Here is a 22,866-nt window from a genome sequence, read left to right on the forward strand (position 1 = left end):
CCCCGACAACACCCCCGACACCGCACGCCCCACCCCCGACCAAGTAAGCACCCAGCCCGCACCCGACAACACCCCCGACACCGCACGCCCCACCCCCGACCAAGTAAGCACCCAGCCCGCACCCGACAACACCCCCGACACCGCACGCCCCACCCTCGACCAAGTAAGCACCCAGCCGACGCCGGACGCGTCGTCCCCCCACCCTGACGCGGCACCGGCCTCGCACGCCGGGCCGTCCCAGGATTCCGGCCCCGCCCAGGACCCGGCGCCCGCAAGCCGGCCCAACTCCCCGGCCCCCGACGCCCCGTCCCACCCGGACTCAGGCTCGGCACCACAACAGGCACCACCCGCCGCCCCCGGCCCGGTGGCCGGCAACCCGCCCAGCAACACCGACGGCTCCCCGCACGGCGACAACAGCGGCAACGGCTCCGCCAACGGGGACAACTCCGGTACGGGTACGGGCGGCCGCCCGGCAACGCCGCCCGTGAGCATGCCGTCTCAGGGCGCCCCGGTGCAGCATTCCCCCTCGGGTCCGCCCATCGGGCAGCGCGACCCCTCCCCCGGCGATCCCATGCCGCATGTAGGGAACGACGACAACCCCACCGTCGCCGCCCAGTCCACCGCCACCGCCACCGCGCCCCCACCGGCCCCCCACACAGCCGACCCCGGCACCAGCGCCCCCTCAACGCCGCACCAGTCGTCGCAGAACACCCCGCAAAGCTCGGGCCCCGTGGTGGGCATGCCCACCACCATGTCTCCGCAGGGCGGCCCGGCAGCGCCCGGCACCGGCTCACCGCAAGGCGGCACCCCGTCCAACCGGGGCGCTTCCGCTCCGCCCAACCGCCGCCCCGACAGCTCCCAGCCGATCCGCGACGTCACCCAACAGCCCACCCCCGACCGCCCCGCCTACAACCCCCGCCTCGACGGCCCCCGCCGCGACGCACCCACCACACCCCCCAGCGGCAACCGCCGCCCCGACGGCACCCAAGCCGTCCACGACCCCACTCAGCAGCGCCGCCCCGAAGCGCCCCCGCACGACCCCCGCCTCGACGGCCCCCGCCCCAACCAGAACCAGCCCAACCAGCAAACCCCGCAGGACCGCCAGACCCAGCAACCCCCGCAGGACCGTCAGACCCCACAGCCCCCGCAGGACCGCCAGACCCCACAGGACCAGCAGCAACAACCCCGGAACGACCGCCCGGACCCCCGCCGACAGCCGTCTCAGGAGCACCCGACCAACACCGACCCGGCCGCCGGCACGCCCACCGACCCGAGCCGCCCCGGGACGGACTCCACCCGCACCGAATCACCCACGAACAGCGCCGACCGGCCGGGCAGCCCTTCGGACAACCGGCCGGAAACCTCCGACCGCACAAACACACCGGACACCGCTCAACGCCCCGACCAGAGCGACACCCCCACCCCCACCCCCACCTCCGACAACAACACCACCCGCGACAACACCCCCCACCCCGACCCCACCAACCAAGACACCACCCCCGACCACAACCCCACCTCCGACAACCCCGAAACCCCCGACAGCCCCAACAGCTCCGACAGCCCCGACAGCCCCGACCCCACCGACGAGCCCACCCCCGCCTCCGAGACCCGCAACCGCGAGCGCCCCGGCGGCCTCGAAGGCCCCACCGACGACCACCAGAACACCGTCGAAAACACCGTCCCCAAGGACGAGAACGGCGAGCCCCAACGCCACCCCGACCCCGACGACGGCAACTGGCTCCACTCCATCAACGACCCCGGCCCCGACGCCCCCGGCCGCAACAACAACTGCGTCGACACCGCCCTCGCCACCACCGACACCTACTCCGGCAACCCCACCGCCGCCGCCCACCGCACCCCCGACACCAACCCCGACGGCACCCCCTCCGACCGCGGCGAGAAAAACGGCCGCGACCGCATCGAAAACACCCTCGGCGCACGCTTCGGCGACTACGGCAACGGCCGCGACGCCTTCAACCGCCTCGAAAACACCCTCCGCAACAACGGCCACGGCTCCCAAGCCGTCATCATCACCCAGGACTCCAACGGCCGCGCCCACGCCTGGAACGCCGTCAACCACAACGGCAAAATCACCTACGTCGACGCCCAGACCGGCCAACGCGGCAACAAGCCGCTCCACGACGGCAGCAACGGCGTGCACGCCATCCCGCTCAGCCCCGACCGCCGCCCCATCAACGACCGCACCGGGGACGGCAGCGGCGACCGGCGGGCGCCCGCCGAGCCGGCCGGCAAGCACAAGCAGGAGCACGACGGCGAAGACGAGGAAAAGCCGAAGAAAAAGCGGAAGCGAAAGCCGCCGAAGACTCCCGAGCAGCGGCAGCAGGAACGCGAACAGGCTCGGGCGATCGCCGAGCAGCCTTTCGACAGCGACGGCGCCGAGGGCGTCCCCGGTTACAACGAGGAACAGGGGACGGACCATACGCACGACGGCATGCTGGGAGACGAGTCACAGCAGCGTCTTCGGCAGACGCATTCGGTCGAGCAGACCAATCTGCGGCCGGTTGTCGACGCATTCAAACGGTGGGCGAATCCGGACAAGGATACGGGGATTCCGCCCCTCATCGAGGCGATCAAGGTAATCCAGCGGGACGGGGCGCTGGACGCGGAGCGGATGAACCACGTACTGCCCGGATATGACAAGTTGAGCCATGACCAGCAGATGGGTGCGCTCGCGGGACTCGGCCGGCTCAGCAATGCCGTTCACGAGGCCCATTCGGTGGGCACGCATCCGATCGCCATCGACGGCGTCGAGTCCGAGGGCCTGCGGCTCCACAACAAGCACGACATCCGGTCGGGTGAGCCGCTCGATCCCGCACAGGTGGCCCGGGAATACGCGGCCAGGCAGAACGTTCCGGCCGGCGACGACATGACGCCCGAGGAGCGGGAAAAGCGAGAGGAAAAGGTTGCGGCGGAAAAGGCCAGAATCAACAGGGTCTGGCGCGAGGCCGTCAACAATGTGGCGGACAGCATCGTGCGGCCCGATATGTCCGGCAAGAATTACGCCGTACTGGAAGTCCGGGAGACGGTCGGGGACACCACACGCACGCACTACGTCATCGATTCCTCGGTACCTCCTGGAGAGGGCGCCGGACACTCGGAACCGGTAGGTGGCGAGTGGGTCCGCAGGGTCCAGGAAGAGCATCCCGGACGATTCGAAGTGGTCTCGCTCTACACCGAGTTCGAGCCGTGCGGAAAGTCCCAGGACACCGGCGGCGCGAACTGCTCCCACTACATCAGCGAGGACCTGGAGCGGGACCCTGGGGAAGAGCGGAGCAAGCACCGCGACATGAAGAAGGAGGGGACGCTGACAACGCCGGACCAAAAGAGCGGGGTCAAGATTTACTACGGCATCGCCTATCGCATGGGCGATATGCAGAACTCTCCCCACAACGGCGAGGCCGTGTCCGAGGAGACCCGTGCCCAGCAGATCGCGGCCAAGGACAAGAGGAACGCGGAGATGAACCGCCTACGCGGTGAACTGCTCCGGGCCTGGGTCACGGCGGTCGATTCGACACCGCCGGCCCAGCTCCGCCCCTACCCCCCATCCGCAGCGGATTCGGACGTCGAAATGCAGAGCCCGTAGGATCGGCTCCCTCCCTCCGCGAAGCCGACACCGCAGCCGCCCGCTGCGCCGCCATTCCGATCGGAGCATGCCGCCTTGCCTTTCGAAGAAGCGACCGATCAGGTGGCCCAGTGGCTGGCGGCTCCGCGACGGAGCGGCCTGATCCTGCCGGTAATCGGCGCGGTGGGCGCGGGAAAGTCTGCTTTCCTGCAACACCTTGCGCAGCGGTACCCGCATGCCACCTTCATCGACTGCCGCGGGCTGGATGCGGACGCCGTCGCTGCCCGGCTCCTGCACGCCTGGGGACACGACGCGGATTTCCTGTGGCGCACCAGCGATCCGCTGAGCACCGCGGTCGGCAGGATCTCCGGTGACGGGCGGGAATCGCTGGTATTGCTCGCCAATACGCAATGGGCCGGGGCGACGATCACCTCCGACGAACCCGGCAGAATTGCCCGCCTCGTGGCCACGGCCCTGGAACGGCACGGCCGGACGCACGTCCGGGTGCTTCTCGAAGGCGACGCCGAACGCCGCAGAGTGCCGCTCACCCGTCAGCCGGCGGTGGTCATCGACGGCACGACGCCCGAGGCCCCCGAAGCGTCCCACCCGTCCCCTGCCGCGCTTCTCTCCCGTTTCCCGCAGCTTCGCGCTCTTGCCTGCGCAGAGCAGCGGGAGATCACCTTCACGACCTGGTCATTGCTCTGCTCCGCCCTCGCCGACCCGGTCACCCCGACCACCCCGATTACCCCGGAGCAACTTCGCGACATCGCGGAGGAATGTCCCGGCATCCTGGAAACACCGCCGCATGCACAGGAAAACAGCGGCACAGAACGGGTGCGTTTCCGGGCCGACGGAATCCGGCAGCTCCTCGGAAGCCACCGGCCGGCCACCGCCGCGGAACAGCGCGCCATCACCGACGCATTGCTGGACCACACGCTCCGCCGATACGTACGGCAGCCCTGGCCCGCCTCCTCACCTCATGTGGCGTATGCGGCCGCCGCTCTTCCTCTCCATGCCGCGTCCGCCGGCCTGCTCCCCGAACTCCTCGACAGCGCCGCCTTTTTGGCGCATGTGCACTACCCGGCCCTTCTGCAGGGCATGTCGCTTTCCTACCCGGACGGCGTTCCTCAGGGAAGCCGGGCATCGGTCGTTCACTACCTCGAGGAGAGCGGCCTGGCCCCCGCGTCACAGGCCGAATGGGTCAGTTGGCTGCACTGGGCCGAAATCAGCCGCGGCGAAAGGGAATTCGCCGCGGTACTGGCCGCGTCATGGGCCGGGGAACTTCCGTGGCACACCCTCTGGTCCCACTGGCGCCCCTATGCGGTCTTCGGCCCGTCCCCCCGCCCCGATGCCGGCGTCGGCGCGCTGATCCTGGGCGACCTCTCGGGCACGCCCGTCGTCGCCACCCAACAGGAGCTGAACCAGGACGACCTGTACGACTACGGCCGGGACGAGGACGAGGGCGAGGAGGACGACGGCGGCGAGGAGCTGTCCTACGACGAGGACGCCGACGCCTGGGCCGTTGAGCGCCTGTGGAGCCTGGAGGACGGCACGCCGCTCTCGGAGCCCACGGTCGTCAGCATCTACTGCGACGACGACGGGAACCCGGAAACCGTGACCGGCCGGGCCTTCCGGGCAAGCGAGGCACCGCACGACGACAAGGAGAACGGGCCCGCGCCCCGCACCCCGCAGGCCGTCCGCCGTCTCGTCGCCGCGGGGGACGGGCGATGGGTATACGGCGGAAGCGGCGGGATCTTCGCGCTGCGGGTCACCCGCCCCGATGCCGTCGTCAGTGCACCGCAGTGGCGCGGCGAACCCCTGCTGCGGGCCCACTGCCGCTCGGCGGCATGGCGGTTGCCGGCAGATGTCCGGCTCCCCGCCGACCCGGACCGGTCATGGCTGGAGGACATCTTCGGCGAAGACGTCTGCGCACCGCTCGCCCCCGCAGAGATCCCGCAGGGGATCACCCATGCCGGCACCCGCGATTTCCTCACCCGGGTCGGTCTGCCCGCCCTCGAGTACGAGCTTCCGTTCGCCGTCGTCGAGGACGTCCAGGAGACGGGCCTGCCGGCGTACGGTCCCCGGCTCCACCGGCTGGGCAGCTGGGTACACGCCGATCTCCTCCTGGACGGCAGGACCGGCCAGATCTTCCAGGGGGCCGGGGGCGAGGACGCCCCCGCGCTCCTCAGCAGCGGAGTGCGGCAGTTCTTCACGCTGCTGGGCCTCTACCGGCGCCGCCGGCAGAGCGCCTTCACCACCAGGGCGGAGTCCGTCGACGCCAGGCTCGCCCTTGCTGCCTGGGGCAGCGAGATCGACCCCGTCACCACGGATCATGCGGACTGGCGCCACGTCTTCGACGGCGACTGGGATCACCGCGACGCGCTCTGACCGGCCCGCCGCACCACCGCGACGAGCCGGTCACCGGGCCCTGCCGGCCGGCTCCTGCCGGCCCTGTCCGCCCGCCCCGGCTACTGGCCTGCTACTGGCCCTGCCGGCCGGCAGCGATCTGCCGCGACATGATCGTGGTCAGCTCGTAGGCGGTGTGGGAGGCGGCCACGCAGGTGATCTCCGCATGGTCGTAGGCCGGGGCGACCTCGACGACATCGGCGGAGACCAGGTTGCACGACGCCAGCCCGCGCAGGATCTCCAGGAGCTCGCGGGAGGTCAGACCGCCGGCCTCGGGGGTGCCGGTGCCGGGCGCGTGCGCGGGGTCGAGCACATCGATGTCGATGGAGATGTAGAGGGGGCGGTCGCCGATGCGCTGGCGGAGCTGGTCGGCGATCTCGTCGACGCCGCGGCGCATCACGTCCGCCGAGGTGACGATGCCGAAGCCCATCTTCTCGTCGTCGGTGAGGTCCTTCTTGCCGTAGAGCGGGCCGCGGGTGCCGACGTGGGAGAGGGCGGAGGTGTCGAGGATGCCCTCCTCGACGGCGCGGCGGAAGGGCGTGCCGTGGGTGTACTCGGCGCCGAAGTAGGTGTCCCAGGTGTCCAGGTGGGCGTCGAAGTGGAGCAGCGCCACCGGGCCGTGCTTCTTGGCGACCGAGCGGAGGAGGGGCAGGGCGATGGTGTGGTCGCCGCCGAGGGTCATCAGGCGGGCGCCGGTGTCCAGCAGGTCGTCGGCCGCGGCCTCGACCGTCTCGACGGCCTCGTTGATGTTGAAGGGGTTGGCGGCGATGTCGCCGGCGTCCGCGACCTGGGCGAGCGCGAAGGGGGACGCGTCCTGGGCCGGGTTGTACGGGCGCAGCAGGCGCGAGGCCTCGCGGATCGCGTTGCCGCCGAAGCGGGCGCCGGGGCGGTAGGAGACGCCGGTGTCGAAGGGGACACCGACGACGGCCACATCGGTACGGCCGCCGACCTCGTCGAGGCGGGGCAGGCGGGCGAAGGTCGCCGGACCGGCGTAACGCGGGATGCGGGAGGAGTCGACGGGGCCCACGGGCTCGTGCGATGCGCTTGCTGCGGTGGTCATGAGGGTGAGGGTAGGGACGGCCGCAGGCACGGCCCATGGACATTTATGGGATTCGTGGCGGAGGCGTTCGACGTTTTGGCCAGGGATGAGGACGGCTGCGGCCGGTGTCCGTGGTACGGAACTCGCCCGCCCCGCGCGGTCCGTACAGGCACAATGGCGCTATGCCGATAGCCGCTGAAGCCTTCGCCCCCTCGCGCGCCGAGCTCGTCGATCATCTGGTGCGCACCCGGATCGCCGGTGATGTTGCCACCCCCCGCGAGAACAACCTCTCCCACTACCGCGAGCTCGCCAACGGCAACCGCCACTACTGGCTCGGGCTGGAGCTGGGCGACCGGTGGACGGACGAGCAGGATGTGCTCGCCGTGATGGCGGAGCGCTGCGGGGTGAGCGACGACCCGCATCACCGGCAGGGCCAGGACACCATCGACCCGGAGCTGACGGTGGACGCGCTGGAGCGGGCGGCGGCGGTGCTGCGCAAGGCGGCGGCCGGCCGGCACCGGGTGCTGTTCGCGACGGGCCACCCGGGCGGGCTGCTGGACGTCCACCGGGCGACGGCGCAGGCGCTGCGCGCCGCGGGCTGCGAGATCATGACGGTGCCGGGCGTGGTGGCCGTCGAGGACGGCCTGGTGGTGCAGTTCGCGGACGTGGCGGTCCTGGAGCGCGGGGCGTCGCTGTGGCACACCCACTCCCCCGCGCCGATGTCGGCGATCCTGGACCAGCTGGAGAGGGACGGCAGCCCGCAGCCGGACCTGGTCATGGCGGACCACGGCTGGGCGGGCTGCGCCGGCCGGCGCGGCATCGACACCATCGGCTTCGCGGACTGCAACGACCCGGCCCTGTTCCTGGGCGAGGCGGAGGGCACCCTCCGGGTGACCATTCCGCTGGACGACCACGTCCTGAGCCCGCGCTACTACGACCCGCTGACCGCGTACCTGCTGGACGCCGCCGGGCTGGGCTGAACGGCCGGTGCGGCCGGGGCCCGCTGCGGCGGACCCGGCCATGAATCGCCGGACGGGCCCTAGTCCTCCCGCGGCACCCGTATGACCCCTTCCTGGATCACCGACACCGCCAGTCGGCCGTCCGCCGTGAAGATGCGGCCCTTGCCGAGGCCCCGGCCGCCCTGGGCGGTGGGGGACTCCTGGTCGTAGAGGAGCCAGTCGTCGGCGCGGAACGGCCGGTGGAACCACATCGCGTGGTCCAGGCTGGCGCCCACCACATCGCCGACGGCCCAGCCTCCCCGGCCGTGGGCGAGCAGGATCGAGTCGAGCAGGGTCATGTCGGAGACATAGGTGACCAGGCAGATGTCCAGGAGCGGGCGCGCGATGGGAGCCGGGGCGTCCAGCATGCCGTTGGTGCGGAACCAGACCTGGGAGCGCGGTTCGCGTGGCTCGCCGACGCTGCCGAACGGCGGCTCGTCCACGTACCGGAGATCGACCGCCTGCCGTGCCTCCAGCAGCCGCGCGGCGACGCCCGGCTCGACGAACCGGTCCGCGTAGCGCGGCATCATCTCGGCCGCCGTGGGGAGCGTCAGCGGGTCGGGCGCCTTCGGCATCGGCTCCTGGTGTTCCAGGCCCTCCTCATGGACCTGGAAGGACGCCGAGAGGTGGAAGATCGGCTGGCCGTGCTGGACGGCGACGACGCGGCGGGTGGTGAAGGACCGGCCGTCACGGATCCGGTCGACGGTGTAGACGATGGGCGCGCCGGGGTCGCCGGGGCGCAGGAAGTAGGCGTGCAGGGAGTGCGGCGGGCGGTCTGCGGGGACCGTCCGCCCGGCCGCGACCAGCGCCTGGGCGGCGACCTGGCCGCCGAAGACGCGGGGGACGACCGAGGCGCGGCTCTGGCCGCGGAAGATGTCCTCCTCGATCCGTTCGAGGTCGAGCAGATCGAGGAGGGAGCGCAGGGCGTCGTTCACGTGCTCGGGGTCTTAGGGCCTAGAGACCCATGGACTTGGCGATGATCGACTTCATGACCTCGCTGGTGCCGCCGTAGATGCGGTTGACGCGGTTGTCGGCGTAGAGGCGGGCGATCGGGTACTCGTTCATGTAGCCGTAACCGCCGTGCAGCTGGAGGCACTTGTCGATGACGCGGTGGGCGACCTCGGTGCAGAAGAGCTTCGCGGAGGCGGCCTCGGCGGCGGACAGCTCGCCCGCGTCGAGGGCCTCGAGGGCGCGGTCGGCGACGGCTTCGGCGGCGTCCACCTCGGCCTGGCAGGCGGCCAGCTCGAACTTGGTGTTCTGGAAGGAGGCGACCGGCTTGCCGAAGACGGTGCGGTCCTGCACGTACTCCTTGGCGAACCGGACGGCGGCCTTGGCCTGCGCGTAGGCGCCGAAGGCGATGCCCCAGCGCTCGGAGGCGAGGTTGTGGCCCAGGTAGGCGAAGCCCTTGTTCTCCTCGCCGAGCAGGTCCTCGGCCGGCACCTTGACGTCGACGAACGCCAGCTCGGCGGTGTCGGAGACCTTCAGGCCGAGCTTGTCCAGCTTGCGGCCGACCGAGTAGCCCGCGGACTTGGTGTCCACGGCGAAGAGGGAGATGCCGAAGCGGCGGTCGTCCTCGCGGGGGGCGGCGGTGCGGGCGCAGACGATGACGCGGTCGGCGTGTACGCCGCCGGTGATGAAGGTCTTGGCGCCGTTGAGCACGTAGTGCGTGCCGTCGTCCGACAGCTTCGCGGTGGTCTTCATGCCCGCGACGTCGGAGCCGGTGCCCGGCTCGGTCATCGCCAGCGCCCACATCTCCTCGCCGCTGACGAACTTGGGCAGGAAGCGCTTCTTCTGCTCGTCGGTGGCGAGCATCTCGATGTACGGCAGGCCGAGCAGGACGTGCACGCCGGAGCCGCCGAAGGTGACGCCCGCGCGGGCGGTCTCCTCGTACATCACGGCCTCGAACTTGTGCGACTCGATGCCGGCGCCGCCGTACTCCTCGGGGACGCGGATACCGAAGACGCCCAGCTCGCCGAGCTTGTCGTAGAAGTCGCGGGGCACCTGGCCGGCGGCGAACCACTCGTCGTAGGCGGGCACGACCTCGGCCTCGATGAAGGCGCGTATGGTCTCGCGGAATGCCTCGTGATCTTCGTTGAACACCGTACGGCGCATTGCTACGTCGCCTCCTTGACCGCCACCACTGGCTAAGCGCTTGCTCAGTCTCTGTACCCGGCGAAAGCTACCCGCCGGTCACCTGAGCTGTCCAGGGGTGTTCGGTGAGAGCTACGACAAGTGCCCGGAAGGGCTACGACGCCGCCGCCGGCTCCGCCGGTGCCACCGCACCCACGGCCCCGAAGGCCCCCAGCGCCAGCCGGTGCAGCAGCTCCGCCATCTCCGTACGGCCCGGGAGCGCGCCGGGTCGGCCCAGGTGCGGGGTGGAGTTGAGCAGGCCGAAGACGGCATGGACCGCGGCGCGGGCCTGGGACTCGGAGGGGCCGGGGTGGACCTGGCGGACGACCGCCACCCACAGCTCGACGTACTGCCGCTGGAGCTGGCGCACCCGCTTGCGGTCGGCCTCGCGCAGCCGGTCCAGCTCGCGGTCGTGCACGGTGATCAGCGGCCGGTCGTCCAGGGCGAAGTCGATATGGCCGTCGATCAGCGCATCCAGCACCGCCTCGGGGCTCTCGCCGCCCTCCGCGACCCGCATCCGGCCGCCGTCGAGCAGCCGCTCACTGATCCCGACCAGCAGCTCGGCGAGCATCGCGTCCTTGCCGGCGAAGTGCCGGTAGAGGCCGGGGCCGGAGATGCCGACGGCGGCCCCTATCTCGTCCACCCCGACGCCGTGGAACCCGCGCTCCGCGAAGAGCCGGGCCGCCTCCTTGAGGATCTGCTCGCGGCGGCTGGTCGCGGCGGGCGCATGCGCATTACTCATGCGGCCAATTGTAGACAGCCCGGTTAGTGGTCGTTAACCTGAGGGAAACGAGGTTAACGCCTATTAACCCGGATGACCGAGCAAGGGGGCTCGTACTGATGGAGCAGGCACCGGTGCTGGGGAGTCACGCCGACCCGGCGTCCGACTCCTGGAGGGCCAACGAGGCCGCGCACCGCGAACTGGCCGACCGGCTGCGCGACAAGCTCGCGGCGGCACGGCTGGGCGGCGGCGAGAAGGCCAGGGCGCGGCACACCGCGCGCGGCAAGCTGCTGCCCCGCGACCGGGTGGACGCCCTGCTGGATCCCGGCTCGCCCTTCCTGGAGCTGGCGCCGCTGGCCGCCGACGGGATGTACGGCGGGGCCGCGCCGGCCGCCGGGGTGATCGCCGGTATCGGGCGGGTCTCCGGCCGCGAGACGGTGATCGTCGCCAATGACGCCACGGTCAAGGGCGGCACGTACTACCCGATGACGGTCAAGAAGCATCTGCGGGCGCAGGAGATCGCCCTGGAGAACCGCCTCCCGTGTCTGTATCTCGTGGACTCCGGCGGCGCCTTCCTGCCGATGCAGGACGAGGTGTTCCCCGACCGCGAGCACTTCGGGCGGATCTTCTACAACCAGGCGCGGATGTCCGGCGCCGGCATCCCGCAGATCGCCGCCGTACTGGGCTCGTGCACGGCCGGCGGCGCCTACGTCCCGGCCATGAGCGACGAGGCCGTGATCGTCCGCAATCAGGGCACGATCTTCCTGGGCGGACCGCCGCTGGTGAAGGCCGCGACCGGTGAGGTGGTCACCGCCGAGGAGCTGGGCGGCGGCGAGGTGCACGCGCGGACCTCCGGGGTCACCGACCATCTCGCCGAGGACGATGCGCATGCGCTCCGTATCGTGCGCACCATCGTCTCGACCCTCGGTGAGCGCGCCCCGCTCCCCTGGTCGGTCCGGACCGTCGAGGAGCCCAAGCACGATCCGGCCGGCCTCTACGGCGTGGTGCCCGCGGACTCCCGTACGCCCTATGACGTACGGGAGGTGATCGCGCGGCTCGTCGACGGCTCCCGCTTCGCGGAGTTCAAGGCCGAGTACGGCACGACGCTGGTCACCGGCTTTGCGCAGCTGCACGGACACCCCGTCGGCATCGTCGCCAACAACGGCATCCTGTTCTCCGAATCCGCCCAGAAGGGCGCCCACTTCATCGAGCTGTGCGACCAGCGCGGCATTCCGCTGCTGTTCCTCCAGAACATCTCCGGCTTCATGGTGGGGCGTTCGTACGAGGCGGGCGGTATCGCCAAGCACGGCGCGAAGATGGTGACGGCGGTGGCGTGCACGAGGGTCCCCAAGCTCACCGTTGTCATCGGCGGGTCGTACGGCGCGGGCAACTACTCGATGTGCGGCCGGGCCTACTCCCCCCGCTTCCTGTGGATGTGGCCGAACGCCAAGATCTCGGTGATGGGCGGCGAACAGGCCGCGTCCGTCCTTGCGACCGTCAAGCGCGACCAGCTGGAGGCGCACGGCGGGGAGTGGAGCGCCGAGGACGAGGACGCCTTCAAGGCGCCGATCCGCGAGCAGTACGAGACGCAGGGCAACGCCTATTACGCGACCGCGCGGCTGTGGGACGACGGCGTGATCGACCCGCTGGAGACCCGGCAGGTGCTCGGGCTGGCGCTGACCGCCTGCGCCAACGCCCCGCTGGGCGAGCCCGGCTACGGCGTCTTCCGGATGTGATCCCCATGAGAGCGATCACCACAAAGGGGACGGCCGCGAGCGGGACGGCCGCGAAGGCGATGACTACGAGAGGGATGGCTACGTCCATGTTCGACACGGTCCTGGTCGCCAACCGCGGCGAGATCGCCGTCCGCGTCATCCGTACGCTGCGCGCCCTCGGCATCCGCTCGGTCGCCGTCTTCAGCGACGCGGACGCCGACGCCCGGCATGTCCGCGAGGCCGATACGGCGGTACGGATCGGACCCGCACCGGCCGCCGAGAGCTATCTGTCCGCCGGCCGGCTGCTGGCGGCGGCGGCGCGCACCGGTGCGCAGGCCGTCCACCCGGGCTACGGCTTCCTCGCCGAGAACGCCGCCTTCGCCCACGCCTGCACACAGGCCGGGCTGGTCTTCATCGGGCCGTCCGCCGACGCCATCGACCTGATGGGCGACAAGATCCGCGCCAAGGAGACGGTCCGGGCGGCCGGCGTGCCGGTCGTGCCGGGCTCCTCGGGCAGCGGGCTGGACGACGACCGACTGGCCGCCGCCGCACGGGAGATCGGGATGCCGGTGCTGCTCAAGCCGTCCGCGGGCGGCGGCGGCAAGGGCATGCGGCTGGTCCGGGACGCGGCGCTGCTCGCCGACGAGATCGCCGCCGCCCGGCGCACGGCCCGCGGCGCCTTCGGCGATGACACCCTGCTGGTCGAGCGCTGGATCGACCGCCCCCGGCACATCGAGATCCAGGTGCTCGCGGACGGCCACGGCAATGTCGTCCACCTGGGCGAGCGCGAATGCTCCCTCCAGCGGCGCCACCAGAAGGTCATCGAGGAGGCGCCGTCGGTCCTGCTGGACGAGGCGACCCGCGCCGCGATGGGTGAGGCGGCCGTCCAGGCGGCGCGCTCCTGCGGCTACCGGGGCGCGGGCACCGTCGAGTTCATCGTGCCCGGCAAGGACCCCGCCTCGTACTTCTTCATGGAGATGAACACCCGCCTCCAGGTCGAGCACCCGGTGACCGAACTGATCACCGGATACGACCTGGTGGAGTGGCAGCTGCGGATCGCGGCCGGCGAACGGCTCCCCTTCGCCCAGGAGGACATCACCCTCACCGGGCACTCCGTCGAGGCACGTATCTGCGCCGAGGACCCGGCCCGCGACTTCCTGCCCACCGGCGGCACGGTGCTCGCCCTGCACGAGCCGCAGGGGGAGGGAATGCGGACGGACTCCGGGCTGTCCCCGGGCGCGGAGGTCGGCAGCCTCTACGACCCGATGCTGTCCAAGGTCATCGCGTACGGACCGGACCGCGCGGCGGCGCTGCGCACCCTGCGCGCGGCGCTGGCACGGACGGTCACCCTCGGCGTGACGACCAACGCCGGTTTCCTGCGCCGGCTGCTCGCCCACCCCGATGTGGTGTCCGGCGAGCTGGACACCGGGCTGGTGGAGCGGGAGGCGGCCGGGCTGGTGGACGGCGCGGTGCCGGAGGAGGTGTATGCGGCGGCCGCGGCGGTGCGGCAGGCGGCCCTGGAGCCGGCGGTGCCGGCGGGCGGCTGGCGCGATCCGTTCGCCGCCCCGAACGGCTTCCGGCTCGGCGGCCGGCCCGCCCCGGTCCGCCACTGGCTGCGGGTGCCCGGCCATGACCCCGTCCCGTACGACATCCGGCCCGGCGCACCCGCCGACGTCACGCCGGACCTCGTCCGGGTCAGCGTCGACGGCGTGCTGCACACCTTCCACCGCGGGAGCGACTGGCTCGGCCGGGACGGCGACTCCTGGCACGTCCAGGACCACGACCCGGTGGCGGCGGCGCTGAGCGGGGCCGCCGGGGCGCACGGGGTGGACACCCTCGCCGCGCCGATGCCCGGCACCGTCACCGTCGTCAAGGTGGCCGTCGGGGACCACGTCACCGCGGGGCAGGGCCTGCTGGTGGTGGAGGCGATGAAGATGGAGCACGTCATCGCCGCGCCGCACGCCGGGACCGTCACCGAACTGGACGTCAGCGCGGGCACGACCGTCGCCATGGACCAGATCCTGGCCGTCGTCGCCCCGCACGAGGCCGACGAGGAGCCCGCGTCATGACCACGGCCGACACCCCTGCGTCCGGACTCCCGATGGAGGTCCTGGCGGAGGGCCTGCCCACCCGCGTGACGATCCACGAGGTCGGCCCGCGCGACGGCCTGCAGAACGAGCAGACCGTCGTCCCGACCGAGGTCAAGGCCGAGTTCATCCACCGGCTCGCCGACGCGGGCCTGCCGCTGGTCGAGGCCACCAGCTTCGTCCATCCCACGTGGGTGCCCCAACTCGCCGACGCGGAGGCCCTGTTCCCGCTCCTCGGCGATCTCGACGCGCACCGGCTGCCGGTCCTGGTGCCCAACGAACGCGGCCTGGACCGCGCCCTCACCCTGGGCGCCCGCCGGATCGCGGTGTTCGCCAGCGCCACCGAGTCGTTCGCCCAGGCCAACCTCAACCGCTCGGTCGACGCGGCGCTGGCGATGTTCGCCCCGGTCGTCGCGCGGGCCAAGGACGCCGAGGTGCACGTCCGCGGCTACCTCTCGATGTGCTTCGGCGACCCCTGGGAGGGCCCGGTGCCCGTCGCCCAGGTGGTGCGGGTCTGCCGTGCGCTGCTCGACATGGGCTGCGACGAACTGAGCCTGGGCGACACCATCGGCGTGGCCACCCCCGGCCATGTCCAGCGCCTGCTCGCCGCCCTGAACGAGGCGGGCGTGCCCACCTCCCGCCTGGGCGTCCACTTCCACGACACCTACGGGCAGGCCCTCGCCAACACCTTCGCCGCGCTCCAGCACGGCGTCACCACCGTCGATGCCTCGGCGGGCGGCCTGGGCGGCTGCCCGTACGCCAAGAGCGCCACCGGCAACCTCGCCACCGAAGACCTCGTGTGGATGCTGCACGGCCTCGGCATCGAGACCGGCGTCGACCTCGGCCGGCTGACCGCCACCAGCGTGTGGATGGCCAAGGCCCTGGGCCGGCCGAGCCCCTCGCGCACCCTCCGCGCCCTCTCCTCCGACTCCCACAAGGAGTGACAGCATGTCCTTGGATCACCGTCTGACCCCTGAGCTGGAAGAACTCCGGCGCACGGTCGAGGCATTCGCACACGACGTCGTCGCCCCCAAGATCGGCGACTATTACGAGCGGCACGAGTTCCCGTACGAAATCGTCCGCCAGATGGGCGAGATGGGCCTGTTCGGCCTGCCCTTCCCGGAGGAGTACGGCGGGATGGGCGGCGACTACCTCGCGCTCGGCATCGCCCTGGAGGAGCTGGCCCGGGTCGACTCCTCGGTGGCCATCACCCTGGAGGCGGGCGTCTCGCTCGGCGCCATGCCGGTCTACCGCTTCGGCACGGAGGAGCAGAAGCGCGCGTGGCTGCCCAAGCTGTGCAGCGGCGAGATGCTCGGCGCCTTCGGCCTGACCGAGCCGGACGGCGGCTCGGACGCGGGCGCGACGCGCACGACGGCGGTGCGCGACGGCGACCACTGGGTGATCAACGGCAGCAAGTGCTTCATCACCAACTCCGGGACGGACATCACCGGCCTGGTCACGGTCACCGCCGTCACCGGCCGCAAGGCTGCGACCGACTCCTCCGGCGGCAGTCCGCTGATCTCCTCCATCATCGTGCCGTCCGGCACGCCGGGCTTCACCGTCGGCGCCCCGTACTCCAAGGTCGGCTGGAGCGCCTCGGACACCCGCGAGCTGTCCTTCTCCGACGTCCGCGTCCCGGCCGCCAACCTGCTCGGCGAGGAGGGCCGCGGCTACGCCCAGTTCCTGCGCATCCTCGACGAGGGCCGGATCGCCATCGCCGCGCTGGCCACCGGCCTCGCCCAGGGCTGCGTGGACGAGTCGGTGGCGTACGCCCGGCAGCGCCAGGCCTTCGGCCGCCCGATCGGCGCCAACCAGGCCATCCAGTTCAAGCTCGCCGACATGGAAATGCGCGCCCACACCTCCCGGCTGGCCTGGCGCGACGCCGCCTCCCGCCTGGTCCACGGCGAGCCCTTCAAGAAGGAGGCCGCGCTCGCCAAGCTCTACTCGTCCGAGATCGCGGTGGACAACGCACGCGAGGCCACCCAGATCCACGGCGGCTACGGCTTCATGAACGAGTACCCGGTCGCCCGGATGTGGCGGGACGCGAAGATCCTGGAGATCGGGGAGGGCACGAGCGAGGTCCAGCGGATGCTGATTGCCCGGGAGTTGGGGGTCTAGCCGGACGCCCCACGGCCGGCCCTGCGGGATTCCGGGGCCGGCCTGGCCCGTCCGCCGATCGGGGCTGCCCGCCTCGTTACCGCGCCGACCAGGGCACCTCCGGAGAACGGTAGTAGCCGAGCCCCATGGCGTCCCAGCGGGGCCCCTGCGCCGCCAGCCGCTCGCGGTACGACGACCAGTCGTGGGCGTCCGCCGGCGACCAGCCCAGCTCCGCGATCCCCGGGAGCCGCGGGAAGGCCATGTACTCGAGGTGCGCGGAGGTGGCGAGGGTCTCGGTCCACAGGGGCGCCTCGACGCCCCGGATCGCCTCCTCGGGCGCGCCCTCCAGATGCGTGCCCGGGTCCCAGTCGTACGACCGCTGCACGCCCACGTAGCCCGCCCAGTGCAGTCCCAGCGGCGTGTCCTTGTCGTACTTCATGTCGAGGTAGGCGCGGTCGGCGGGCGAGAGGATCAGGCCGGTGCCCTTCCGGGCGGCGTCGGCGACCTGCTTGCGCTCGGCCGCACTGGTGGCGTCGTGGCCCCAGTACTGGGCGACGGCGCCCTCGGCCGGGCGGGCGCCGGTCAGCTGATGCCAGCCGATCACCTTCTTGCCGTACTTGGCGACCACCGGCTGCACCTTGTCCATGAAGGCCACGTAGTCCTCGTGGCTGGTGGAGTGCGCCTCGTCGCCGCCGATGTGGAGGTAGCGGCCGGGGGTGAGCGCCGCGATCTCACGGATGACGTCGTCGATGAAGTCGTAGGTCACCTTCTTCGGCACACACAGCGAGCTGAAGCCGACGTTGGTGCCGGTGTAGAGCGGCGGCGCCTGGCCGTTGCAGTTGAGCTCCGCGTACGAGGCCAGGGCGGCGTTGGTGTGGCCCGGCATGTCGATCTCGGGGACGACGGTCAGATAGCGGTCGGCGGCGTAGCGCAGGATCTCGCGGTAGTCGTCCTTGGTGTAGTGGCCGCCCTTGCCGCCGCCGACCTGGGTGGAGCCGCCGTACGTCGCCAGCCGGGGCCAGGAATCGACGGCGATCCGCCATCCCTGGTCGTCGGACAGATGCAGATGCAGCTTGTTGATCTTGTACATCGCCAGCTGGTCGATATAGCGCTTGACCTGCTCGACGGTGAAGAAGTGCCGGGAGACGTCGAGCATCGCGCCGCGGTAGGCGTAGCGCGGGGAGTCGGCGATGGTGCCGCCCGCGATCCTCCCCCAGCCACCGCTGGGGGGACCCCCGGGGCCGGGCTGCCCGGTGCCCTTCTCCAGGGCCGCGGGAAGCAGCTGGCGCAGCGTCTGGACGCCGTGGAAGAGGCCGGCGGGCCGGCCGGCGCTGATGGTCACCCCACGGCCGCCGACGGAGAGCCGGTAGCCCTCCGCGCCCAGCCCCCGGGTCCCGGCGCCGCCGAGCCGCAGCACGATGCCGTCCCGGCCGTCCTTGGTGGTGACCGGCAGGCGGAATCCGGTGGCCGGGCGGAGCATGCCCGCCAGGTGGCCGGCGATCCGCTTGGCCTCGCCCGATCCGTCCGGCACGCGGATGAGGGTGCGGTCGCCGATCGCGTACGGGTCCCCGCCGGGCCGTACGGAGGCGGGTGCGGGGACGACCCGGTCGAGCGGTGCGGGGGCGGCGGCGGACGGCTGGGACGGTGTGGCGGCGGTTCCCAGCCCCGCCACCGCGACCAGCAGCAGCGAAAAGAGGAGTCTGCGTCGTCTCATCGGCGGTCCCTTCGGCGTACATCGTGCGCGGCATGTGCTGCCTGGCAGGTGCTGCCGGGCATGTCCTGCATGGCATGGAGCGACCGAAAGGTAACCATGCGTACCGTGAGCCTCGTACGCGGTCAAGGTTTAGACCAGTTTCCGGACGCCATCCCAGGGACTTGCCCGATATCGGGCAGATTTCTTGCGAATCCTGGCGCCGCCCCGCAGTATCAACGGGTGCTCGATCGCCGTCCGTCCCACGAGGACCTTGTCGACCACCTGGTGCGCAGCACGCCGCTACAGCGCGGCGAGGCAGCCCGGGTGGTCCTGGACGTGCTCGCGTACTTCGACGAGACCACGGAGGGGTTCGTCCGCCGCAGACACCGCGAGCTGCAGTCCCAGGGGCTGCGGAACGAGGCGATCTTCGAGCGGATCTCCCACGAGCTGCCGCACCGCGCCGTGACCCCTCCGGACCTCTCGATACGCCAGCTGCGCCGCCTGGTCTACGGCTGACCGGCGCCGAGCACACCCGGAACAGATCAAGAAGCAAGTGGTCCGTCACCACGATTCACTCGGAGGTCGCTGTATGTGCGGGATCGTCGGATATATCGGCAAGCGCGATGTTGCTCCGCTGCTCCTTGAGGGCCTGCAGCGCCTGGAGTACCGCGGCTACGACTCGGCGGGCATCGCCATCCACGCCAATGGCAGCGGCAAGGCCGCGGGCCTGAAGACCGCCAAGGCCAAGGGCCGCGTCCGCGAGCTGGAGGCCCGGCTGCCGAAGCGCTTCACCGGCAGCACCGGCATCGCCCACACCCGCTGGGCCACCCACGGCGCGCCGACCGACGACAACGCCCACCCGCACCTCGACACCGAGGGCAAGGTCGCGGTCGTCCACAACGGCATCATCGACAACGCCTCCGAGCTGCGCGCCAAGCTCACCGCCGACGGCGTGGAGTTCGCCTCCGAGACCGACACCGAGGTGCTGGCCCACCTGATCGGCCGCTCCCCGGCCGAGAAGCTGGAGGAGAAGGTCCGCGAGGCGCTGCGGCACATCGAGGGCACCTACGGCATCGCCGTCCTGCACGCCGACTTCACCGACCGGATCGTCGTCGCCCGCAACGGCTCCCCGGTCGTGCTGGGCATCGGCGAGCACGAGATGTTCGTCTCCTCCGACGTCGCCGCGCTGGTCTCGCACACCCGCCAGGTCGTGACCCTGGACGACGGCGAGATGGCCACTCTCAAGGCCGACGACTACCGCACGTACACCACCGAGGGCTCCCGTACGACGTCGGCGCCGGAGACCGTCGAGTACGCGCCCGAGTCGTACGACATGGGCGCGCACGACACGTACATGCACAAGGAGATCTCCGAGCAGGTCGACGCCGTGGACCGCGCGCTGCGCGGGCGGATCGACGACCGCTTCTCCACCGTGCACCTGGGCGGCCTGAACCTCGACGCCCGCGAGGCGCGCGGGGTGCGCCGGGTGAAGATCCTGGGCTGCGGCACCTCGTACCACGCGGGCCAGATCGGCGCGCAGATGATCGAGGAGCTGGCCCGGATCCCCTCCGACGCCGAGCCGGCCTCCGAGTTCCGCTACCGCAACCCGGTCGTGGACCCCGACACGCTCTACGTGGCGGTCTCCCAGTCCGGTGAGACCTACGACGTACTCGCCGCCGTCCAGGAGCTCAAGCGCAAGGGCGCGCGGGTCCTGGGCCTGGTCAACGTCGTCGGCTCGGCGATCGCCCGCGAGACCGACGGCGGCATCTACGTCCACGCCGGGCCCGAGGTCTGCGTGGTCTCCACCAAGTGCTTCACCAACATGGTGGTCTCCTTCGCGCTGCTCGCCCTGCACCTCGGCCGCATCCGCGACCTGTCCGTCGCGGACGGCAAGCGGATCATCGAGGGCCTGCGCAAGCTGCCCGGCCAGATCGACGAGATCCTCAAGAACGAGGCGGACATCAAGAAGCTGGCGGCCCAGTACGCGGACGCCAAGTCGATGATGTTCATCGGCCGGGTGCGCGGCTACCCGGTGGCGCGCGAGGCCTCCCTGAAGCTCAAGGAGGTCTCCTACATCCACGCCGAGGCCTACCCGGCCTCCGAGCTCAAGCACGGCCCGCTGGCGCTCATCGAGCCCGCGATGCCGACGGTGGCGATCGTCCCGGACGACGACCTGCTGGAGAAGAACCGCGCCGCGCTGGAGGAGATCAAGGCCCGCAGCGGCCGCATCCTGGCCGTCGCGCACCAGGAGCAGGAGAAGGCCGACCACACCATCGTCGTCCCGAAGAACGAGCCCGAACTGGACCCGATCCTGATGGGCATCCCGCTCCAGCTCCTGGCCTACCACACGGCACTGGCCCTGGGCCGCGACATCGACAAGCCCAGGAACCTCGCCAAGTCGGTCACCGTGGAGTAATCCACCCCCAAGCCACCGAAGCGAAAATTGAGCAACCCCAACGGCGAGTAACCCCCTACGCGAGAGCGGCGCCGGCTCAGGCGCAAAAAAAAGGGGGCCGGCGGCGTAGCGCGTGCCACCATACGCGCCACGCCGTCGCCTCCCCTTTGCCGGCGTCGCCCATACGCCGGCGTGGATGCCGCCGCTCCGGGACCGTCACGTCCCGGTGGGCGGCACGTCCGTACCGCGGATGCGTGACGGTCTTTTACCCCTCACAGGGGCACCATCCACCTCTGCGGGCCGGCGGACGCGCGAACGTGCCCACAATCCCCATGACACCCACTCAACTGTGCCCGGGCCGGGGAGAACTGATCAGGGGATGACGATCACCGGGCGCTGCGCGCGGCGCGCCAGCCGGCCCGCCACCGACCCGAAGATCCGGCCGACGATGCCATGCGTCGAGCCCACCACGATCGCGTCGGCCTCGTACTCCCGGCCGACCTCCTCCAGCTCATGGCAGATGTCCCCGCCGCGCTCGACGAGGATCCAGGGGACCTCGGTGAGATGGTCGGCGCAGGCGAGCTCCAGGCCCAGCACTTCGGTGCGGTGATCGGGGACGTCCACGAAGACGGGGGGCTCGCAGCCCGCCCAGACGGTCGTCGGCAGCCGGTTGGCCACATGGACGATGATCAGCCCGGAGCCGAAGCGCCGGGTCATTCCGATTGCATACGCCAATGCGCGTTCGCTCGACATGGAGCCGTCGAAGCCGACCACCACGCCGTGCTGGAAGGCGGGGTCGCAGGAGTGGCGTGTCTCTTCCGCCGCTTCCAGGTCCGCCATCTGATCGGCGACCTGCTTGCGGTCCGCGGGTTCATGGAATTCGTGACCGGCCATTGGTGTCTCGGCGAGGACGTCCTCTTGCGGAGGGGCGAACGGGGAACGGCGATTGACTTGATCCGGCAGTTGACTGAGCTGGCTCGATCGCGGGGCGGGAGCCATAGTTCAAAGAGGAACGATACGACTGGGAATCATCTTCCCAATCCGATACCCCAAGAGTACGGCGCCACTCCTCCGCTGCCCAGATCGCGCCGCGGGCAAGGGGCGCCCGCCGAGCGGGTCAAGGGCTCGAACGTTCCCCGGAGCATGCCGGAGCGTGGCGCCGATGGCAATGCCCCGGCCTGCCCCCGTACGTACCCATCGCGGTGACCCATGATCGCCGGAAGCGTTGTAGTAGCTGCCCGCCGGAAGGGAGCCCGCGATGCCCGCGCCGTCCAAGAGATCACCCGACTCAGTGAGCGATGTGGTGCGCTGGGGCGCGTTCAGCTGCGTCCTGGTGCCCTTCGTACTGATCATGAGCGGCGCCTCGGTCGGCGGCGCGGCCGGCGCCGCCGCCGGACTCGCGGCGGTGACCGGTGCCTGCCGCGCACTGCTGCGGCAATCCGAACGGACGGCGGCCAGGGTGCGGGTCCGCGAGGTCGGACGACACCGGGACAGAGCGGGACATATGGGTGCGGCAGCGCACGGGGGTGGCCGGCACTGCAACCGGCGTACGCCGGTCGATTGAGACGCTTGCAAGTCTGCGCGCGACCGTTTTCAGCCAACTTCTAGCCGGGATCCGACCCTTGCCCCCGCCACCCCTCAACCTGGGTGTGAGCAGGGCGGAAAGGACCGCTCGGCATGGTTGTGCCCTACTGCGAACGGGCAGAGCCGAGACGCGCACTTCCCATGCAGGGCCGACGAGTGGAACGCTTCGTGATCGAATGCTTCGCGCCAAGTTGCCATATCGACATACCAGCGGGTGGTGAACTTGGCACTCCATCCTCACGGGACACAGTAGATTCGATCTTGGTAGTGACGGCGGGGGAACTGTGCAGGACCGAGAGGGCGAGACGACCGAGGGGGGCTTAACTGATCATTTCAGAATGAGTTCGGTGCGGCGGCTGGGAGTTGGCGGTGTCATCGGGCAGGGTCTGGTGGGTGGTTGATGATCTCGTCCCTGACG

The 22,866-nt window shown here is 71.0% G+C and carries 16 protein-coding genes; 10 read left to right on the forward strand and 6 right to left on the reverse strand.

Annotation, left to right across the window (positions count from 1 at the left end; translation table 11 throughout):
• Both AB0D04_RS23660 and AB0D04_RS23665 read left to right on the forward strand, forming a co-directional pair.
• Nucleotides 1-3,604: toxin glutamine deamidase domain-containing protein (locus AB0D04_RS23660; RefSeq protein WP_362706620.1), on the forward strand; the 3,604-nt coding region annotated here is incomplete at its 5' end.
• Nucleotides 3,605-3,679: 75 nt separating this feature from the next.
• Complete coding sequence (locus AB0D04_RS23665; RefSeq protein ID WP_362706623.1) at nucleotides 3,680-5,971, forward strand: SUKH-4 family immunity protein; 2,292 nt, start codon at nucleotides 3,680-3,682, stop codon at nucleotides 5,969-5,971.
• Nucleotides 5,972-6,062: 91 nt separating this feature from the next.
• On the opposite strand, the gene speB is transcribed toward AB0D04_RS23665, so the two are convergent.
• Nucleotides 6,063-7,049 (reverse strand): agmatinase, encoded by a 987-nt coding sequence (speB, locus tag AB0D04_RS23670; protein ID WP_362706626.1) that lies wholly within the window; start codon nucleotides 7,047-7,049, stop codon nucleotides 6,063-6,065.
• A gap of 161 nt (nucleotides 7,050-7,210) precedes the next feature.
• On the opposite strand from speB, the gene AB0D04_RS23675 reads away from it, so the two are divergent.
• Nucleotides 7,211-8,008 carry a phosphatase gene (locus AB0D04_RS23675; RefSeq protein WP_362706628.1) on the forward strand — a complete coding sequence of 266 codons (798 nt, stop codon included), beginning with the start codon at nucleotides 7,211-7,213 and terminating at the stop codon, nucleotides 8,006-8,008.
• A 59-nt stretch (nucleotides 8,009-8,067) separates the two neighbouring features.
• Here the strand turns inward: AB0D04_RS23675 and AB0D04_RS23680 are convergent, their stop codons facing one another.
• From AB0D04_RS23680 to AB0D04_RS23690, 3 genes are all read right to left on the reverse strand, one after another.
• Nucleotides 8,068-8,961: an acyl-CoA thioesterase II gene (locus tag AB0D04_RS23680; RefSeq protein ID WP_362706631.1), complete on the reverse strand. Its 894-nt coding sequence runs from the start codon at nucleotides 8,959-8,961 to the stop codon at nucleotides 8,068-8,070.
• A gap of 19 nt (nucleotides 8,962-8,980) precedes the next feature.
• Nucleotides 8,981-10,138 (reverse strand): acyl-CoA dehydrogenase family protein, encoded by a 1,158-nt coding sequence (locus AB0D04_RS23685; protein WP_362706634.1) that lies wholly within the window; start codon nucleotides 10,136-10,138, stop codon nucleotides 8,981-8,983.
• A 133-nt stretch (nucleotides 10,139-10,271) separates the two neighbouring features.
• On the reverse strand, nucleotides 10,272-10,898 hold the full coding sequence (locus AB0D04_RS23690; RefSeq protein ID WP_362706637.1) for a TetR/AcrR family transcriptional regulator: 627 nt from the start codon (nucleotides 10,896-10,898) through the stop codon (nucleotides 10,272-10,274).
• 98 nt (nucleotides 10,899-10,996) lie between these two features.
• Here AB0D04_RS23690 and AB0D04_RS23695 point away from each other — a divergent pair, with 98 nt between their 5' ends.
• The 4 genes from AB0D04_RS23695 (at nucleotide 10,997) to AB0D04_RS23710 (ending at nucleotide 16,797) form a co-directional block, all read left to right on the forward strand.
• Complete coding sequence (locus tag AB0D04_RS23695) at nucleotides 10,997-12,613, forward strand: carboxyl transferase domain-containing protein (protein WP_362706640.1); 1,617 nt, start codon at nucleotides 10,997-10,999, stop codon at nucleotides 12,611-12,613.
• A gap of 74 nt (nucleotides 12,614-12,687) precedes the next feature.
• Nucleotides 12,688-14,661 (forward strand): biotin carboxylase N-terminal domain-containing protein, encoded by a 1,974-nt coding sequence (locus AB0D04_RS23700; RefSeq protein ID WP_362706643.1) that lies wholly within the window; start codon nucleotides 12,688-12,690, stop codon nucleotides 14,659-14,661.
• Nucleotides 14,658-15,623 (forward strand): hydroxymethylglutaryl-CoA lyase, encoded by a 966-nt coding sequence (locus AB0D04_RS23705; protein ID WP_362706646.1) that lies wholly within the window; start codon nucleotides 14,658-14,660, stop codon nucleotides 15,621-15,623. The genes AB0D04_RS23700 and AB0D04_RS23705 overlap by 4 nt, the downstream gene beginning before the upstream one ends.
• Nucleotides 15,624-15,627: 4 nt before the next feature.
• A complete protein-coding gene (locus AB0D04_RS23710) occupies nucleotides 15,628-16,797 on the forward strand; it encodes an acyl-CoA dehydrogenase family protein (protein WP_362706649.1) in 1,170 nt (389 codons plus the stop codon).
• Nucleotides 16,798-16,873: 76 nt separating this feature from the next.
• Here AB0D04_RS23710 and AB0D04_RS23715 read toward each other — a convergent pair whose 3' ends face one another.
• Entirely contained in the window at nucleotides 16,874-18,490 is a 1,617-nt protein-coding gene (locus tag AB0D04_RS23715; protein WP_362706652.1) for a beta-N-acetylhexosaminidase, read from the reverse strand.
• A 219-nt stretch (nucleotides 18,491-18,709) separates the two neighbouring features.
• Here AB0D04_RS23715 and AB0D04_RS23720 point away from each other — a divergent pair, with 219 nt between their 5' ends.
• Nucleotides 18,710-18,985 (forward strand): hypothetical protein, encoded by a 276-nt coding sequence (locus AB0D04_RS23720; RefSeq protein ID WP_362706655.1) that lies wholly within the window; start codon nucleotides 18,710-18,712, stop codon nucleotides 18,983-18,985.
• A 73-nt stretch (nucleotides 18,986-19,058) separates the two neighbouring features.
• The gene (glmS, locus tag AB0D04_RS23725; protein WP_362706657.1) at nucleotides 19,059-20,885 is read left to right on the forward strand and encodes a glutamine--fructose-6-phosphate transaminase (isomerizing); all 1,827 of its coding nucleotides are present in this window, start codon (nucleotides 19,059-19,061) and stop codon (nucleotides 20,883-20,885) included.
• 351 nt (nucleotides 20,886-21,236) lie between these two features.
• Here the strand turns inward: glmS and AB0D04_RS23730 are convergent, their stop codons facing one another.
• On the reverse strand, nucleotides 21,237-21,758 hold the full coding sequence (locus AB0D04_RS23730; protein ID WP_362706660.1) for a universal stress protein: 522 nt from the start codon (nucleotides 21,756-21,758) through the stop codon (nucleotides 21,237-21,239).
• 364 nt (nucleotides 21,759-22,122) lie between these two features.
• On the opposite strand from AB0D04_RS23730, the gene AB0D04_RS23735 reads away from it, so the two are divergent.
• Nucleotides 22,123-22,428 (forward strand): hypothetical protein, encoded by a 306-nt coding sequence (locus AB0D04_RS23735; protein WP_362706663.1) that lies wholly within the window; start codon nucleotides 22,123-22,125, stop codon nucleotides 22,426-22,428.
• Nucleotides 22,429-22,866 lie beyond the last annotated feature (438 nt).

The sequence above is a fragment of the Streptomyces sp. NPDC048483 genome, from assembly GCF_040651455.1.
Lineage (GTDB): Bacteria > Actinomycetota > Actinomycetes > Streptomycetales > Streptomycetaceae > Streptomyces.